Genomic DNA, 17,633 nt, shown 5'->3' with positions numbered 1-17,633 from the left:
CGCCAAAGCACAAGGATTGCGGGAGGCAATACCCCGAAAGCTGACATAGTTCAGATTCCGGGGTGATTACATTTCTGTAAGCTAAGCTCAGCAGCTCTCGTGGCCGGGGTGCTTTTGGCTTTGGGCGGTAACAGGAGCCTCTGCTTTTTTCTCCTGAGCAACCTGGTAAGCCTGCATGGAAGATGCACGTGCAGCTTCCATCCTGGCGAAGGTGCGATCCGCGCCGCCTTCAGCCAGGGCGAGGCTCGCCATGCCGAAGGTGACTACCATCACAATCGCTTTGATCATGTTCATTTGCGTTTCCTCTAAGGGTCAGTTTCGCCTGATTGGCGCCGTTCACAGTGCTCAAGCTAGCTACCCGGCACTGTCAGCAAGCTGAGCCCGACATTACTTTTCCGTCAGCTTCTGGTTGGGTGCCTTTTTTGCTGCACACTGAAGGGCATCCAAGGGGGCGCAGCAGATGAAATTACTCGTAGCCGAAGATGAGCCAAAAATCGGGGCCTACCTGCAGCAAGGGCTGACGGAGGCAGGCTTTACCGTCGATCGTGTGGTCACAGGGACCGACGCGCTGCAATACGCTTTGAGCGAGGCGTATGACCTGCTGATTCTTGATGTAATGATGCCGGGGCTAGACGGCTGGGAGGTGCTGCGGATGGTACGTGCGGCAGGGAAAGAGGTCCCAGTCTTGTTTTTGACGGCCCGTGATGGCGTGGACGATCGCGTGAAAGGGTTAGAACTCGGGGCTGACGATTACCTGGTCAAACCCTTTGCATTCTCGGAACTGCTAGCGCGTGTGCGCACTTTGCTGCGAAGAGGCAGCAGTGGCTATGCTCAGACCACTATGAAGATGGCTGACCTGGAGGTAGACCTGCTTAAGCGCCGGGCCACCCGAAATGGCAAGCGGATCGACCTCACAGCCAAGGAGTTCTCCTTACTGGAACTACTCATGCGCCGACGCGGCGAGGTACTGCCGAAGTCCCTGATCGCATCGCAGGTGTGGGATATGAACTTCGACAGCGACACTAACGTGATCGAGGTTGCTGTTCGTAGGTTGCGGGCCAAGATTGATGACGATTTCGCCCCCAAGCTCATACATACAGTTCGTGGCATGGGCTATCTGATGGATGTTCCCGAGTAATGCGCGCCCAATCGTCGCTCGTTAAACGCCTTACCCTCATGTTCATGTTCGCGGTCATCGCCGTATTGGTCGTTGCCGGCGTGAGCTTCTACATGCTCAGTCAGCACCATTTCCAGATGCTGGATGAGCAAGCCCTGGCCGAGAAACTCGAATCCACCCGGCACATCCTTTCACTTTCAGCAGCACGTGATGAACTTGAGGATCAGGAGCCTCAACTGCGTGCTTTGTTGGGGGCTCATCAGGACCTTTCTGCGGAGATTCTTGATGCTGACGGTACTGTCCTGTTCTCGGACTCCAAGGCATCCCGCATCCCTGAGCGCTTTAAGCAGGCCTCTTCTGGCGCCGTTTGGGACTGGCAAATCGACTCGCGGAACTTCCGGGGGATTACCTCTCAACTGGCTATAGCGCAGGCGCAGGCGCCGGTAACAGTCATGTTGATGCTGGATGTCACCAGCCATGCCCACTTTTTCAAGACGCTGCAATGGTGGTTCGGCATTGGCTTGGTCATCAGCGCTCTGGTTAGTGCAGGATTGGGGTGGATCGTGGCCAAGAGCGGTCTTCGGCCGGTTGGGCAGATCACCAAGGTGGCGACATCCATGTCTGCCCGGTCCCTTCGCGAGCGAATTCCATTGGAGCCCGTGCCGCTTGAATTGCAGGAGCTGATCCTCTCCTTCAACGGAATGCTTGCACGCCTGGAAGACGCGTTCGTCCGGCTATCAAACTTCTCAGCCGACATCGCACATGAGCTGCGGACTCCGGTAAGTAATCTTCTGACGCATACCGAAGTCGTTCTGACCAAAAAACGCGACCTCGATGCCTACGAAGACAACCTCTACTCCAATCTTGAAGACCTCAAGCGCATGTCGCGCATGATCGATGACATGCTGTTCCTGGCAAAAGCTGATAACGGCTTGATCATCCCCGAGCAGGTTGATATCGATCTGGTCGGGCTAGTGTCCAGACTGATTGAGTACTACCAGCTTGCAGCCGAAGACCGAAGCATTCGGCTTGCCCTTCAAGGCGAAGGTACGATCCGTGGTGACCGGCTAATGATTGACCGGGCGGTTTCCAACATTCTATCCAACGCTTTGCGCTATACCCCCGAAGGCCACGATATCGCCGTCCGGATTGTCGAGGCGGCTGATCAAGTGAACCTGTCCGTCCAGAACAATGGGGCCACGATTGATCCGGAACATATCAACAAAATCTTCGACCGGTTCTATCGCGCTGACCCTGCAAGGCGGGAAGGAAGCCCAAGCAACGCCGGCTTGGGTCTGGCCATAACGCGTTCGATCATCGAGGCTCATGGTGGGCGAATTTGGTGTACCTCCGCTGACGGCGTGACGAGTTTTCACATCGCTCTGCCGCACGCCAAACAATCCACTTCCAAGCCTCAAACGGCTTAATGCTCATTTCATGCGTGTAACCTATACTCGGCCATCATGAACCGGCTCCTACGACTGTTCACCATCCTGCTTCTAATCGCATCGCTTCCTCTCAACGGCATGGCGGGAGTCGACTCAGCCATTGAACCATGCCCCATGCAAACCATGGGGATGGAGATGATGGCGGGGATGGATCACGATTGTTGCCAGGATACTGATCCAGGATCAGCTGCCGACCACTCCAAAGCCTGCAAAGTGGGCCAGGAGTGTAGAACCGCGAGCACAGTTCAGGTCGAAATAATTAACCCCACGCTCACCTATTCTGCGCCTAGGCCAGTAGATACCTATGCGGTGAGCCTCGTAAACAGGGCGCCTCCTGACCCTTGGCGGCCACCCCGCGCCTGATTACCTCTTAAATTCACCCCATCGTCCTGTTTTGCAGCCGGATGATGGCATGCGCTTGCGCGCTGATTTTTTGAGGAATCATTTCCATGACTCCCCCACGTTACCGATTAGGGATGGCATGTCTGGCCGCTCTGATCAGCCTGTTGTCGACGTTACCGGCTCAGGCTACACCGTTGTCTCTGGAGGAAGCGCTTCAACTTGCCGAACGCAATGCCCCCATCCTCCAGGCCAGGCAAGAGCAAATGACGGCCGCTCGACACGCTGTGATCCCAGCAGGCGAGCTGCCTGATCCACGTCTCAACCTAGGAGTGCAGAACCTTCCTGTTGACGGCAGTGATCGTTGGAGCATGAACCGCGATTTCATGACGATGCAGGTTGTCGGCCTCTCCCAGGAAGTACCAAACCGGGACAAGCGGGAGGCACGAGTTGAGACGGCACGAGCGAGCGTTGAGCGAGCCGATGCAGAGGCGGTGTTCGAGCGCTTAAAAGTGCGTGCTGCCACAGCCCAAGCTTGGGTCGCGGCGTACACCGTTCAACGGAAACTGCAGCAGTTTGAGGACTTCTACAAAGAAAACCGTCTGTTGGCCGCAGCAATCCGCGCACGCCTGGCCGGCGGTACCGGCGCGACGGCCGACGCACTTGCTCCTGACCAGGAAGCTGCGCAACTCGATGAGCAAAAAGATGTTCTGCTCACACAGGCCGCTCAGGCACGGGCTGCACTCAAGCGATGGATTGGAGAGGATGCTGATCCGCAAGCTCAAGCATTTCCGCGCTGGCCAGTGAGCGCGCCGGACTATCTACACGCTATACATGCACATCCAGAATTGGCGACCTACAACGCCCTTACGCGGGAAGCACAAGCTCAAGTGCACCAAGCCTTGGCAGAAAAGAAGTCGGACTGGGGGTGGCAGGTGGATTACCAGCGGCGCGGGCCTGAATTCAGCAATATGGTGAGCCTGCAGGTAAGTTTCCAACTGCCCTTGTTCGCTGGCTCACGGCAGGACCCGATGATCGCGGCACGTCGCGCACAAGTCCGGCAACTGGAGGACGAACAGGAAGCGGCATTGCGTGAGCATAAAGCGCAGCTGGAGACAGATCTTGCGGATTACCAGCGATTGCAGCGAGCAGTGCAGCGCAGCCGTGAAACATTGTTACCGCTAGCGGAGGATCGAGTCCGCCTCGCCCTTGCTGACTATCGAGCCGGTAAATCACCCTTAAGTGAGGTTCTCACCGCTCGACGTCAGCGGGTTGAAACACGACTGCAAGACATCGATCTGCAAGGACAGTTGGCCGCGACAGCTGCACGGCTGCACTTCGCGTATGGAGAGGTGCGCGCATGAGAAATTCAACTATCAGCCTTGTGGTATTGGCCGCGTTGGCTATCGGCGGTGGCGTTGGCTATCAGCTAGCAAAGCGTGGGCAGGTGTCCACTGCCTCCCCTGAAACGCTACAGAAGGTGCTGTATTGGTATGACCCGATGTACCCCCAGCAGCACTTTCCAGCACCGGGCAAGTCGCCCTTCATGGACATGCCACTGGTGCCGAAGTACCAGGAAAGCACCGCTGCTGAGGTGAGCCCCGCAGTTCAAGTTTCACAGGGGCTCCAACAAAACCTGGGGGTCCGTCTGGCTACCGTAGCGAAAGGGCAGCTTGCTCGAACCCTCCAGGTGAGCGGCGTGCTTACCTTCGATGAGCGGGATTTTAGCGTTCTGCAGGCTCGTACCGGTGGCTACGTCGAACGCACCTATGGCCGCGCTACAGGCGACGTGGTTGCCAAGGGCGCCCCATTGGCAGATGTGTTGACGCCTGAATGGGCGGGCTTGCAGGAAGAGTACCTGGCGCTTCAGCGATCTGGGGACAATGAATTGCGCGCTGCAGCTCGGCAACGACTACTGCTGGCGGGTATGCCTGCCGATCTTATCAACCGGATTGACCGTACGGGAAGGGTCCAGAATTCGGTAACGCTCTTGGCCCCAACAGCAGGCGTCCTTCAGGCTCTGGAATTGCGGCCAGGCATGACAATGACACCGGGTGCAACGTTGGCGAAGATCAATGGTATCGCGAACGTCTGGCTTGAGGCCGCAGTACCTGAAGCGCAAGCCCAAGGCCTACAGGAAGGACAGGCAGTGCAGGCGAATCTGGCAGCGTTCCCAGGCGAACCTGTTCCCGGCAAGCTGACCGCATTGCTGGCTGATGCGGATCTGCAAAGCCGCACCTTGCGGCTTCGTATAGAACTGCCCAACCCCGGCGGCCGGTTGCGCCCAGGCATGACCGCGCAGGTTTCCCTCCATCCGTCCGGGCAACAGGATGACAGCCTACTGGTGCCAGCCGAGGCGATCATTCGGACGGGGAAACGCGATCTCGTAATGGTGTCAGAAGACGGAGGTCGATTCCGGCCGGTGGAAGTAGTGCTCGGCCAGGAAAGTGCTGGCCAGGTGGTCGTGCTGCGAGGCCTTCAGGCGGGCCAGCGCGTTGTGGCGTCCGGGCAGTTTCTGCTGGACTCCGAAGCGAGCTTGAAAGGTATCGAGGCCGTTACTGCTGGCGATGCTCCACTTGCGCAACCTGTACAGCCGGCTCTACATCAGGCCAATGGGCGCATCGTTCAAATAGAAGGTAATCAGCTGACCATCGCTCATGGACCGTTCGTGACGCTGGGCATGCCTGGTATGACGATGACTTTCCCTGTGGCAGATCCCCGCTTGATTGCCGGACTCAAGGTTGGCGAACGCATCCGGTTTGGAGTGCGCGAGCGCGATGAAGGCATGGTCATCGAGCAAATAACCCAGCAGGAGAACCAGCCATGATCGCGAACCTGATTCGTTGGTCGGTTGGCAACCGCGTCCTGGTCCTGCTGGCAACACTGTTTGCCGTAGCTTGGGGCGTTTTCTCTCTGCGCAGTTTGCCGATCGACGCGTTGCCTGACCTGTCAGATGTGCAGGTGATTATCCGCACCTCCTACCCAGGGCAGGCACCGCAGATCGTGGAAAATCAGGTGACATATCCCCTGACCACCACAATGCTTTCCGTACCCGGAGCCAAGACAGTGCGGGGCTTTTCAGCATTTGGAGACAGCTTCGTATATGTGTTGTTTGAGGACGGCACAGATCTCTATTGGGCGCGGTCCAGGGTGCTCGAATACCTAAGCCAGGTTCAGTCTCGATTACCGGCGTCCGCTAAGCCAGTGCTCGGACCCGATGCCACTGGTGTAGGCTGGATCTACCAGTATGCGCTGGTGGACCGCAGTGGTACCCATGACCTGGCACAGCTGCGCAGCCTTCAGGACTGGTTCCTGCGCTTCGAGTTGAAAACTCTTCCGGACGTTGCCGAAGTGGCGACGATAGGCGGGATGGTCAAGCAGTACCAGGTAGTGCTCGATCCGCTGCGCATGGCCAGCTTGGGAATCACTCAAGTTGAGGTTTCGGACGCCATCGCCAAGGCCAATCAGGAAACCGGTGGCGGCGTGCTCGAACAAGGCGAAGCTGAGTTCATGGTAAGGGCTTCCGGCTATCTGAAGTCACTCGATGATTTCCGAGCCATTCCCCTGCGCCTGGCTGCGAAGGGTATACCCGTAACACTGGGCGATGTAGCCACTGTACAGCTGGGCCCTGAGGCACGTCGCGGCATCGGCGAGCTTGATGGACAGGGCGAAGCGGTGGGCGGCGTAGTAATTCTGCGCAGTGGCAAGAATGCGAAAGATGCCATCGCTCACGTCAAATCCAAGCTTGAATCGCTGGAAAAAAGCCTGCCTGCCGGGGTCGAGCTGGTCACTACCTACGACCGTAGCCAGTTGATCGATCGTGCTGTGGAAAATCTGAGCCAGAAGCTGATTGAAGAGTTCATCGTGGTCGCACTGGTGTGCGCTGCATTTCTTTGGCATCTGCGCTCATCGTTGGTCGCCATCGTCTCGCTTCCGGTTGGTGTCCTCATTGCCCTGATCGTCATGCGCCACCAGGGCATCAACGCCAACATCATGTCGCTTGGGGGCATAGCCATTGCAATCGGTGCGATGGTGGACGCCGCTGTGGTGATGATTGAGAACGCGCACAAACGGGTTGAGGCTTGGCATACGTGGCACCCTGGAAAGTCGTTGCGTGGCGAAGATCATTGGAAAGTGATGACTGAGGCAGCAGTCGAGGTCGGGCCTGCGCTGTTCTTCAGCCTCATGATCATTACGCTGTCCTTCATACCGGTATTCACCTTGCAGGCTCAGGAGGGAAGGCTGTTTGCGCCCCTCGCATTCACCAAGACTTATGCAATGGCAGCAGCAGCGGGCCTTTCGGTTACCCTGGTACCCGTGCTGATGGGGTACTGGATTCGGGGTCGTTTACCGGCAGAAGAGCGCAACCCACTCAATCGAACCCTGATACGGCTCTATCGCCCAGCATTGGAGATCGTTCTACGCCGGCCAAAGCTCACGTTGGCGGGTGCACTGTTGATTTTGCTCAGCAGTGTCTGGCCCCTGAGCCAGCTCGGCGGCGAATTCTTGCCGCCACTGGATGAAGGCGATTTGCTGTACATGCCGACTGCCCTGCCAGGTCTTTCGGCGCAGAAAGCCTCTGAGCTTTTGCAACGTACGGACCGGCTGATCCGAACGGTACCGGAGGTCGCCAGTGTCTTCGGTAAAGCGGGCCGGGCTGAATCAGCGACCGACCCGGCCCCGCTGGAGATGTTCGAGACGACTGTCCGACTTAAACCGAAGGATCAGTGGCGAGCAGGGATGACCACTGAGAAGCTGATCGAAGAGCTGGACCGTACCGTGCAGGTACCTGGGCTAACCAATATCTGGATCCCACCGATTCGAAACCGTATCGACATGCTCGCAACCGGTATCAAAAGCCCGATCGGCGTAAAGGTTGCCGGCAGCAATTTGAATGAGATCGACCGGGTGACTCTGGCTATCGAGAAGGTGGCCAAAACGGTTCCAGGGGTGACTTCCGCCCTCGCCGAGCGATTAACCGGTGGACGCTACATCGATCTGGATATCGACCGCCAATTCGCAGCGCGTTACGGCCTGAACATTGCTGATGTCCAAGCGATTGTTGCCGGCGCCGTTGGGGGCGAAAACATCGGCGAAACCGTAGAAGGCCTGGCGCGATATCCCATCAGTGTTCGGTACCCACGGGAGTGGCGTGACTCTGTTGATGCCCTGCGGCAGCTACCGATTTACACCAGCCAAGGGGGGCGAATCACACTGGGAACCGTGGCACGGGTGCGTATTGCGGACGGTCCACCCATGCTCAAGAGTGAAAACGCGCGCCCCTCGGGCTGGGTGTATATCGACGTGCGGAGACGGGACCTGTCCTCCGTCGTTGCCGACCTGCGCCGGCTAGTCGATCAGCAGGTGAAGCTCGATCCTGGCATAAGCTTGAGCTATTCCGGGCAGTTCGAATACCTGGAGCGCGCCAATGCGCGCTTAGCATGGGTAGTACCGGCGACGCTGGCCATTATTTTCGTCCTTCTCTACCTCACGTTTGGCCGCCTCGGTGAAGCGCTGCTGATCATGGCTACCTTGCCATTTGCGCTAACCGGCGGCGTATGGCTGCTGTACATGATGGGCTACAACCTGTCGGTGGCCACGGGTGTCGGTTTTATCGCCTTGGCTGGGGTCGCAGCAGAGTTTGGAGTCATCATGCTGATCTACCTCAACAATGCCTGGACTGAACGAAACGGCAACGGTACGCAGGGGCAACCTGCGCTTCTGGATGCTATCCGCGAAGGGGCCGTGCAGCGCATCCGCCCCAAAGCCATGACCGTAGCAGTGATCGTCGCAGGCTTGATGCCAATCCTCTGGAGTAGCGGTACCGGCAGCGAAGTCATGAGCCGGATCGCTGTACCCATGGTCGGCGGCATGCTCACCGCGCCTTTGCTCTCACTATTTGTAATCCCTGCGGCTTACTGGCTCGTCAGGCGCCGCGGACTCGCTGTACACGATAACCCCCAAACAGGAGTAACCCGATGAAGAAGCTACTGATCAGCGCTGGCCTGGTGTTCGCCGTTGCGGCGGCGGTGCAGGCCCAAGACATGTATGGCACGGATATGAAGAATATGCCCATGGAAGGCAACGAGACCCAAGGCAGCCAGGCGGCTCCGACTGCATCGGCTGAGGGAACCATCAAAGCTTTGGAACCAGGTAAAGTTACCTTGGCGCATGGACCAGTATCAGCCCTGAAATGGCCGGCAATGACCATGGGCTTCAGCGCTACCGAGCAGCAACTCAAGGGACTCAAGGTAGGCGACAAGGTCAGCTTCGATTTCCGAATGAATGGGGGCACAGCGACGATCGTAGGCATTCGCAAGCAGTGACGGATTGACTTCTAACCCTGCCTATTAGAGCTGATAGGCAGGGTCATTTAGCCAAACTTTGGAAAAAGTGCTGCCGCAATTCCTGACCGCGCCGCCTTCAGCTCTGTGCCTCGGGACGCTAGTTGGTCTTTGCGCTCTGTAGCCGGGATGCATTCAGATCAGAGTAGTAGCTGACGTTTGAGCAGAGATCTTCGTGCATCACGATCTATATGGGTCGAAAGCGGACAGGGCATCGCAAAGTCATCCAACTGCCTGAGTTATCCGAACGCCAACAAGGATTCCACCGAGCTTGTCGACAAGAAAACCCGCGACAACTCAGAGTGTTATCCGAGCAAACAGACTTTGGATACCCTATTCCCGCTAGAAACACTGCCGCTGAAACCCTCCTGGCATGTAGCTCCTTCGTCCTACGCTTCAGCCTCTATGACCCCCACCCAACCTTTCGCGCAGGTGCGGAACGAACCTAGGCGTAACGCGGGTATAAGCTTCGTAGGCAGCGCCAAACTGCTTGTGCATTTCCCGCTCTTCGGAAACCGCCAAACGCCCGTACATCACCAGCAACACCGGGAACATTGCCAGCGTCAGCAGCGTCGGCCACTGAAGGAGAAAGCCCAGAAGAATCAGCACAAATGCCACGTACTGCGGATGTCTGATCCAGCCATAGGGCCCGACCGTTGCAAGTGAACGGCGGCGTTGCGCGTGATATAGCACGTTCCAGGCGGCAGAAAGCAAATAGAAGCCGAAACCCAGGAATAGGTAACTGGCAATGTGCAAAACACTGAAGTGTGGGTTGCCCTGGTCACCGAGCAACGTCGACCACAGATGGCCGGATTCGTGGGAAAGCAGATCGAGGTTGGGGAACCTGGCCTGCAACCAGCCTGACAACAGATAGATCGTCAGGGGGAAGCCATACATTTCCACAAACAGGGCAACGATGAAGGCCGAGAATGCACCGAAGCTCCTCCAGTCTCTCGCCGTTGCCGGCTTGAAGAAACTGAAGGCAAACATGATGAAGATCGCGGAGTTGATGAAAACCAGCGACCAGAGGCCATACGCGCTTTCACCATGATTCATGATGGATCTCCCGGCTTATGGATATCAGCCTTATCGGAGGGGGCCGGTTTGCTCTGGCCCTGGTGATGGTGTCCCCCATGTCCTCGATGCATGAAGACATGCATCAGCGGACAGGCGAGCAACAACAGATAAGGCAGGGCTCCAACGACATGGGCAAGGTGCTCGGTGAGCAGGAAGTAGACGGCGATCCCACCGATTACCACCAGGCCGATTGCATAGCGTGAACGCCAGAAACTGTGTGGTGAGCCGTTTTCATCGAAGTGAGGGTTCATAGCGACTCCTGGGAAAGGAGATGGGTTACTTCGATGCAGCAGATGGCATGCGGTCCATCATCATCTGCATCATCGACTCCATCATGTCCATGCGCTTTTCCATCATCTGGTGGCGGGCGGCCATATCCCCGCCCATGCCGCCATGCATGCCCCCCATTTCAGGCATGCCACCCTCCATGGACTTCATCATGGCCATGCCATTTTTCATCAGCGCCATATGCTCGGCCATCAACGCCTGACGGGCTTCCGGCGTTTTGGCTGCAGCCATCTTTTCGTGCATGGCTTGCATGGCCTTCATTTGCTGGTCCATCGCCGCCATTTGCCCTTTGTCCATTGGCTGAGAAGGCGTCTTCTCGGTAGCCGCCGCGCTTGGCGCATCGGCCGGGTGATGTGTCGAGTGTTCATCGGTGTTTTGCGCCATGGCGCCCACGGACGCTGCGGCCAAACAAAGTCCGATCAGTAAATTTCGAACGTTGTTCATCATCATCTCCTTAGCACTGTTTTAAAGCCGGATGCCTTGGTCTGGGCGCTAGGCCTCACCTGGCACGACAAGCAAATTACTGCGCCGGCGTGAATGCTCATTTTTCGCGTCGTGCTCGGGTTGTACACCGACGGGCTATTATTGGGCACTCGGCGGCTCGAAGCTGATCCCGTTTGGCCCGGCGCCAACCTTATGGGTAGCAACGACCTTTCGGCTGCTCGTATCGATGACAGATACGGTGCCCGCTTCAATATTGCTGACAAACACATAAGCGCCGTCGCTGCTGATGGCCACACCATGGGCACCCTTGCCGGTGGTCACGGTGCCCAGGCTGCTACGCGTCTGGAGATCTACGATGGAGACTCGGTCGTCCGGATTCTGGCCACTGCCCTGATTCGCGACATAGACCTGGCGACCGTCAACGGTGGCCATCATCTGGATTGGCGTGCGGCCGACATCAACCTTGCTGATCACCTTGCGTCTGGCCGTGTCGATGATGCCAAGCTGATTTGTCGCACTGAGCGAGACGAATGCCAGGCGACCGTCAGGGGCAAAGCCGACCTGGACAGGGCCTTTGCCCACGGGAATCTGCGCGGTTTCTTTGAGTGTGACGACATCGATAAGCGATACGCTGTCGCTCTTCATGTTCGCGATATAGAGTGTCCGGCCATCAGGGCTCAAGCGCAGCCCATGGGGATAACGCCCAGTTGGAATACCGGGCAACTCGATTCGCTGCTCAAGGTCAAATACTCGCACCTGGTTGGCAGCGGAATCGGTCACAAAAGCTCGCAGCCCGGTGACGTCGGTGACCACATGAGCCGGGTGATCGCCTGCCGGGAAGCTGAACGGTGGCCTGTCCAGCGCGCTGGTACTGAACACCAGCAACTGCCCACCGGGCTTTTCACCGCTCGAATGCCCCGCATGTCCAGCCACTCCAACAACCAGAAGCAAGCTGCCGTCGGGCGAAACCTGTAGGTTGTGGGGTGCGATCGGCAAGGCGACCGTGCTCACATCACCTGTCGCAAGATTTACCTGGCTAATGGAAGCGGACCGTTCATTGGCCGTGTAGACGTTACCCGTAGGGTTTGCCATGACCAGCCCCAGAGGGATGAGCAGGAATATCCCCAAGGCCATAGAACTAAACCGCTTGGCAGTCATCATTGTGAATGAGCTCCAACGAGGGGCCGGGGTATGTGAGCCAGGCTGGCCTATACATTTACTCAAGATAAACACCAATCGCGAAGCATTTTCTTGATCAGCGTCAACGTCCACAGCTTGACTCGGCACTGGGTGATCGAAGGCCGTCCATTTCTTGGGGAGTATTGCTGGCTATCCCGACCCGGAGTCAGTCGACATCAGGCTGTATATGAAGAAACCGCGCCATGAAACATGGCACGGCGGCTTGCCATCTGAGCGGTAACGAGACTTAGCGACTGACTTTGGTTGGGTAACCAAGCGCCTGGACCAGTGCACCGACGCGTTCCGCCTCGATGTTGCTTTGGACACTCACTGTACCGGCAGCACGATCAACGATCACCTTCGCGTCGCCATCGGCAGCCTGGATGGCCTTGGTGATCTTGTTGACACAACTGCCACATCCCATACCGGAAACTTCCAAAACGAACATAGCGGGCCTCTCATGCTGGTACGGCTTTTCTCGCCGCATTTACAGCTTCAACCTTGACACGATGACAAGGTCAAGGCCCGGTCAAAGGATTTATCTTCGCCCTGAAATCTTGTCCAACTCCTCTGGCGGCGGCCCCTGCTGCATCACAATTGTCCCTTACGATCTTGGCAGAAGATGGCGGACGTCGCAGTTGCCCGATGTCCTCCATCAGGACCAGATTGGCGCCGAACTCGCGGACATACCCGCTAAGGCCAAAGCCCTAGACAGTCAGTCATATGGATCAGGCGTTGAAACGCTGATGGCGGAACTTCCTCTCATAGGTTGCGGTGTGCCCATTTCAGTCTGTGACTACGCGCTTCAGCCGCAGTGCGTTGAATACCACGGAAGCCGAACTTACGCTCATGGCCAATGCCGCAATCATCGGTGACAATAGATGGCCGGTAAGCGGGTAGAACAAACCTGCCGCCAGCGGTATGCCCATAGCGTTGTAGAAGAATGCGAAGCCCAAGTTTTGACGCATGTTCTTCACCGTGGCCACGGATAGTGTTCTGGCCCGCAGGATGCCCATCAGGTCGCCCTTGACCAGCGTCAACTGGGAGCTGTTCATGGCAACATCGGTGCCAGTTCCCATGGCGATCCCGACATCAGCCCGGGCCAGCGCAGGGGCATCGTTGATCCCATCTCCTGCCATGGCAACCCGGCGCTTATCGCCCTGCAGGAGCGCCACCAGTTGCTCCTTGTCCTCGGGTTTCACTTCTCCGTGGACTTCCTCGATGCCGAGTTGTTTCGCGACCGCACGTGCCGTAGTCAGGCCGTCGCCGGTGGCCATGATGACCTTCACATCTTCTGCCTGTAGCCGGGTTACCGCCTCCTTGGAGGTGGGTTTGACCGGATCGGACACCGCTAGCAGGCCAGCGAGCACGCCATCGACGGCCAAGTACATGATACTCATGCCTTCCAGACGCAGCTGCTCGGCGCGGTCTCGCAACGGACTGGTGTCGAGGCCAGCCTCTTCCATCAAGGTCGTGTTGCCAAGCTGCAGCCGTTTGCCGTTCACCTGGCCACGTACACCGATCCCAGAGCCCGACTCAAACGCCTCTGGCTTGGACAAGCTGTGTCCATGCGCTCGCGCATGATCGACAATCGCATGTGCCAGCGGATGCTCGCTGCCTTGGTCCAGGCTGGCGGCAAGGCGCAAGACTTCGGGTGGCATGAACTGCCCGGTACCGACCACGCTATGAAACACTGGCCGGCCCTCGGTGAGGGTCCCGGTCTTGTCGACGATCAGCGTGTCGATCTTGCAGAGGTTCTCGATAGCACTGGCGTCTCGGAAGAGCACGCCACTGCTGGCAGCCTTCCCGGTAGCGACCATGATCGACATGGGAGTGGCTAGGCCGAGCGCGCAGGGGCAGGCAATGATCAGGACCGCGACCGCATTGATCAGGCCGAAGACCCAGCCAGGCTCCGGTCCGAAAAGCCCCCAGCCGAAGAGCGTGACCAGCGCGACCAGAATCACCCCCATGACGAAATAGCCGGCCACGGTGTCCGCCATCCGCTGCATCGGGGCTTTCGAGCGCTGAGCCCGCGCGACCATCTGCACGATTTGCGAGAGCACTGTCTCGGCGCCGACCTTCTGCGCCGCCATCACAAGGCTGCCGTGGGTATTCAGCGTGGCACCGATGAGTGCATCCCCAGCTTTCTTCATCACTGGCACGGGCTCGCCTGTCAGCATGGATTCATCGATAGCACTTTCGCCTTCCAGGACCACCCCGTCGACCGGCACCTTCTCGCCAGGGCGAACGCGCAGGTGGTCGCCCGTATGCACGTGGGTGAGCGGAATATCTTCCTCCTGACCATCGGCCCCGATGCGACGGGCCGTCTTGGGGGCAAGACCCAGGAGCGACTTGATGGCGGCGGAGGTTTGTGAGCGCGCCTTGAGCTCGAGCATTTGGCCGAGCAACGTTAATGAGATGATGACTGCAGCCGCTTCGAAGTAGACACCGATGCGGCCATCCTGCATGAAAGTCGTCGGGAAAACCTGCGGGAACACTGTGGCCGCAACGCTGTATAGGTACGCCGCAGCCGTTCCCAAACCTATCAGGGTCCACATATTCGGGCTGCGATTACGAATCGATGCGACCCCACGCACGAAAAACGGCCAGCCAGCCCATAGTGTCACGGGAGTGGCCAGAATCAACTCCACCCAATTCTGTGTGGCACCATGCAGCAATTGGAGTTGGTGGGCAGTCATGGCCAACACGGTCACGATGACCGTCAGGGGCAAGGTCCACCAGAAGCGGCGGGAGAAGTCCTTGAGTTCCGGGTTCTCGTCTTCCTCAAGCTCCGGTATTACCGGCTCTAGGGCCATGCCACAGATTGGGCAACTGCCCGGCCCACGCTGGCGGATTTGGGGATGCATCGGGCAAGTGTATTCGGCGTCCGCCGCGTTGCTTGGCTGCGGGGCAGCCGAGTGGAGATGGCCCGCGTGTTCTTGGTCCTGGGGAGGGCTAAGATAATGCACAGGCGCTGCGCGGAATTTCGTCAGGCACTTTTCACTGCAGAAGCGGTATGTCCTTCCCTCGTATAGCTCGAAGTAGCGACTATCCGGTGGCACCGTCATACCGCATACCAAATCGCGCTGACTACCATCCGGTTGCTCATACGGGTGCGAGTGGTCATGGTCATGGTCATGGTCATGCTGGCACGATTCGGTGTGCATGAAGTAGTTCCCTTTGTTGTCCGGTTTGGACGAGTTTTCACCCTTCTGGTGAGAATACCCGCCATGGTTGTGCCCGAAGAGTTGCGTCAGCGGACAGAGCAACAAAATTAAATAACTGTAGTGCCTGTGACAGGTGGCCATAGTGCACGAGCCACATAAAACAGGCCAAATATGGCCAGCATGATCAGTGCAATACCGCCTTTAGTCCGCCAAAAAGGTATTGCCAGATCTGTACCACGGCGATGGGCTCCATCATGATCAACTCCCAAGCTGGGTGGGAAATATCGGCCGCTGCCGTATTGTCCAGCCTAGACAACATCTCCTTGAACAGCTGTGACGCCAATCAATGCTCCTGTAAGCGTGTCGATTATTGTTGTGGTGTAGCGTCATGGCATAGATCATTTCTGGAGGTTGCTGATCCTGCTGCTGCACCAGTGGTTGCCCTTCGACAATGCGCTGGCTGCCTTGTACCCCGGCGAGGGAGTGCCCAAGCCGCTGGAGGAGTACGACGCCGGCTCCCGGTGGGGAACGCCGTCCATGCTTTCCTGCCTGGACGGCCTATACTTGCTCGACCCCTTCTACCAGGCCTGTCAGGAAGGCCTGCCCAGTGGGCTGTAACGCCTGGAGGAGATCGCTTCTGACCAGTTCCGTCAAAGCGAGTACTTCCTCAGTTACTTCCACGCCAACGCATTGGAAGACGAGGTGCAGTTCGTTCTCCAGTTGCCGGCCAAGGTAGCCTTATGCGATCTAACAGCTCAAGCCCCAGACCTGATACATGCGGTGCGGTACAGCGCTGATCGGGTCACTCTTCGCTGTTCCCCTTCCAGCTTTGCCTTTGCCCACAGCAGACGTCGGAGATGAAACTGCTCGGCGGACTCACAAACCTGCTCCAGTGCTCTCGCACAAGGCTTTGATCTGGCCATCTTTGCTTGAATGGCTGACCCGTGGCAGGGCGTTGGCCGTGTTTTCTTCGTGCGTGTTGAGCCCAAGGCGAGCGCGATCCACCATCCACAGGCCGCTACTGCCGCGCGCCAATTCTATGCCGGCACTACTCGTCAAAAAATAGGTGAGTGCTTACCCGGCAGGCAATGGGCTACTATCGAGCCCTATATCTATCCGAAAGGGTTAGCTCCGTTGCCAGGGAATTGCATGCAGGCCATCGATATTGAAAACGCGATCGTTCTTCCTTGGGGGCTTGGCTCAAGATCGCCCCATGACCTGTTTTCTGTGTGCGCAGAAATCATTAACTGCCCTGGTGACATCGTTTTAGACGCTAGCAACCTCTCGTATATCGATCCGTTAGGGATGGCCACGCTGCGAGCGTTGTTTGAAAACCAGTTGGTCCAGAAGCGAGTTTCGATGCAGTTTTTGAGCAGAGACCTGACCTCCTACCTGGCCAGGATGGATTTTTTCAAGGACATTGATGTAGAGGGTGTAGATCTATCGGGGGTAGGACGTCGAAACGACCGAAGCACCTCGTTGGTGGAAATCACCAAAATCAGCGAACACCATCAAGCAGAGGCTGCAGCCTCTCGCCTCGCTAGAGCTATTACGGGAAGGTTGACTCAATCGGACCCGGATGCCCCAGTCGACGAGCACACGGGACGGAATGAGTTTGACTCCTACCGGGGCCCTCTGGAGTATTCGCTCAAGGAGCTATTGGAAAACTCGCTTACTCACGCCCGCAGAGAGGGACGTGGTGACGCCGCCGTTTGGCTGACCTGTCAGTTTTATCCAAAATTGAACCTTGTACGCATGGCCATCGTCGATAATGGGTGTGGGTTTCTCGCGACACTGAGGAATCACCCTGAGCTTCATGACCGCACGCATTTGCACGCGATCGAGGCGGCACTCAAACCGCGAGTGAGCTGCAACCGGGGTGCGATGGCCCAGATCCTGGGTAGCGAGAACCAAGGTATCGGGTTAACAACTACCGCAAAAATTGCAGACGCGGCGGGCGGTGGTTTGATCATCGTGAGCGGCAATGGCATACATGACACAAAGCGTCGGCAGTCTCAGGAGCTGCATGATGCGCTGTGGAATGGTGTATCGATCGCGTTTAGCTGTACCCGTGAGCTGCTGCCCACCATTTCGATCAGTGACTTGCTGCCGAAGGACGATGCAGGACAGGTTGACGACGATCTCGACCTAGATCTGAATTTCCGCTAGCTCTGGCTTTTTGATAGCTCGAGGGCTAGAGTCGATCATGCAAGGAGCGGTAAATGGGAGA

The 17,633-nt window shown here is 57.5% G+C and carries 15 protein-coding genes and 1 pseudogene; 8 read left to right on the top strand and 8 right to left on the bottom strand.

Translation table 11 applies throughout. From position 1 onward, the window contains the following. Positions 1-87 precede the first annotated feature (87 nt). Positions 88-294 (bottom strand): co-regulatory protein PtrA N-terminal domain-containing protein, encoded by a 207-nt coding sequence (locus AC05QJ_RS00915; protein ID WP_011953085.1) that lies wholly within the window; start codon positions 292-294, stop codon positions 88-90. Between the two features lie 166 nt (positions 295-460). Here AC05QJ_RS00915 and AC05QJ_RS00910 point away from each other — a divergent pair, with 166 nt between their 5' ends. The 6 genes from AC05QJ_RS00910 to AC05QJ_RS00885 all read left to right on the top strand — a co-directional run bounded on the left by AC05QJ_RS00910 (position 461) and on the right by AC05QJ_RS00885 (position 9,230). Then, on the top strand, positions 461-1,138 hold the full coding sequence (locus AC05QJ_RS00910; protein ID WP_011953086.1) for a heavy metal response regulator transcription factor: 678 nt from the start codon (positions 461-463) through the stop codon (positions 1,136-1,138). Further along, entirely contained in the window at positions 1,138-2,544 is a 1,407-nt protein-coding gene (locus tag AC05QJ_RS00905; RefSeq protein WP_011953087.1) for a heavy metal sensor histidine kinase, read from the top strand. Before AC05QJ_RS00910 ends, AC05QJ_RS00905 begins: the two co-directional genes overlap by 1 nt. Before the next feature lie 470 nt (positions 2,545-3,014). Next, the gene (locus AC05QJ_RS00900) at positions 3,015-4,268 is read left to right on the top strand and encodes a TolC family protein (RefSeq protein ID WP_011953089.1); all 1,254 of its coding nucleotides are present in this window, start codon (positions 3,015-3,017) and stop codon (positions 4,266-4,268) included. Next, on the top strand, positions 4,265-5,731 hold the full coding sequence (locus AC05QJ_RS00895) for an efflux RND transporter periplasmic adaptor subunit (RefSeq protein ID WP_011953090.1): 1,467 nt from the start codon (positions 4,265-4,267) through the stop codon (positions 5,729-5,731). The genes AC05QJ_RS00900 and AC05QJ_RS00895 overlap by 4 nt, the downstream gene beginning before the upstream one ends. Next, complete coding sequence (locus AC05QJ_RS00890) at positions 5,728-8,886, top strand: efflux RND transporter permease subunit (protein WP_011953091.1); 3,159 nt, start codon at positions 5,728-5,730, stop codon at positions 8,884-8,886. The genes AC05QJ_RS00895 and AC05QJ_RS00890 overlap by 4 nt, the downstream gene beginning before the upstream one ends. Next, positions 8,883-9,230, top strand: coding sequence for a copper-binding protein (locus tag AC05QJ_RS00885; RefSeq protein ID WP_011953092.1), 348 nt, complete (start codon positions 8,883-8,885; stop codon positions 9,228-9,230). The genes AC05QJ_RS00890 and AC05QJ_RS00885 overlap by 4 nt, the downstream gene beginning before the upstream one ends. A gap of 414 nt (positions 9,231-9,644) precedes the next feature. Here AC05QJ_RS00885 and AC05QJ_RS00880 read toward each other — a convergent pair whose 3' ends face one another. From AC05QJ_RS00880 to AC05QJ_RS00850, 7 genes are all read right to left on the bottom strand, one after another. Continuing rightward, positions 9,645-10,304, bottom strand: coding sequence for a methyltransferase family protein (locus AC05QJ_RS00880; protein WP_011953093.1), 660 nt, complete (start codon positions 10,302-10,304; stop codon positions 9,645-9,647). Beyond that, positions 10,301-10,576: a DUF2933 domain-containing protein gene (locus AC05QJ_RS00875; RefSeq protein WP_011953094.1), complete on the bottom strand. Its 276-nt coding sequence runs from the start codon at positions 10,574-10,576 to the stop codon at positions 10,301-10,303. Before AC05QJ_RS00875 ends, AC05QJ_RS00880 begins: the two co-directional genes overlap by 4 nt. Positions 10,577-10,601: 25 nt before the next feature. Further along, positions 10,602-11,057, bottom strand: coding sequence for a hypothetical protein (locus tag AC05QJ_RS00870; protein WP_011953095.1), 456 nt, complete (start codon positions 11,055-11,057; stop codon positions 10,602-10,604). Between the two features lie 138 nt (positions 11,058-11,195). Continuing rightward, positions 11,196-12,218, bottom strand: a complete 1,023-nt coding sequence (locus AC05QJ_RS00865; protein ID WP_047932759.1) for a YncE family protein — start codon at positions 12,216-12,218, stop codon at positions 11,196-11,198. Positions 12,219-12,483: 265 nt separating this feature from the next. Beyond that, positions 12,484-12,684, bottom strand: a complete 201-nt coding sequence (locus tag AC05QJ_RS00860) for a heavy-metal-associated domain-containing protein (RefSeq protein ID WP_004575963.1) — start codon at positions 12,682-12,684, stop codon at positions 12,484-12,486. Positions 12,685-13,021: 337 nt separating this feature from the next. Continuing rightward, complete coding sequence (locus AC05QJ_RS00855; protein ID WP_137108948.1) at positions 13,022-15,544, bottom strand: heavy metal translocating P-type ATPase; 2,523 nt, start codon at positions 15,542-15,544, stop codon at positions 13,022-13,024. A gap of 43 nt (positions 15,545-15,587) precedes the next feature. Further along, the gene (locus AC05QJ_RS00850) at positions 15,588-15,746 is read right to left on the bottom strand and encodes a hypothetical protein (RefSeq protein ID WP_011953098.1); all 159 of its coding nucleotides are present in this window, start codon (positions 15,744-15,746) and stop codon (positions 15,588-15,590) included. Positions 15,747-15,793: 47 nt separating this feature from the next. On the opposite strand from AC05QJ_RS00850, the pseudogene AC05QJ_RS00845 reads away from it, so the two are divergent. Together AC05QJ_RS00845 and AC05QJ_RS00840 are read left to right on the top strand one after the other, a co-directional pair. Next, positions 15,794-16,129, top strand: a pseudogene (locus tag AC05QJ_RS00845) (helix-turn-helix transcriptional regulator); the annotation flags it as partial. A gap of 423 nt (positions 16,130-16,552) precedes the next feature. Further along, positions 16,553-17,572: an ATP-binding protein gene (locus AC05QJ_RS00840; RefSeq protein WP_015268415.1), complete on the top strand. Its 1,020-nt coding sequence runs from the start codon at positions 16,553-16,555 to the stop codon at positions 17,570-17,572. The last annotated feature ends 61 nt before the right edge of the window (positions 17,573-17,633 follow it).

It is taken from the genome of Pseudomonas sp. TUM25319 (assembly GCF_056388475.1).
The sequence above is the reverse complement of the archived record's forward strand: the minus strand, read 5'-3'. Positions and strand labels throughout refer to the sequence as shown.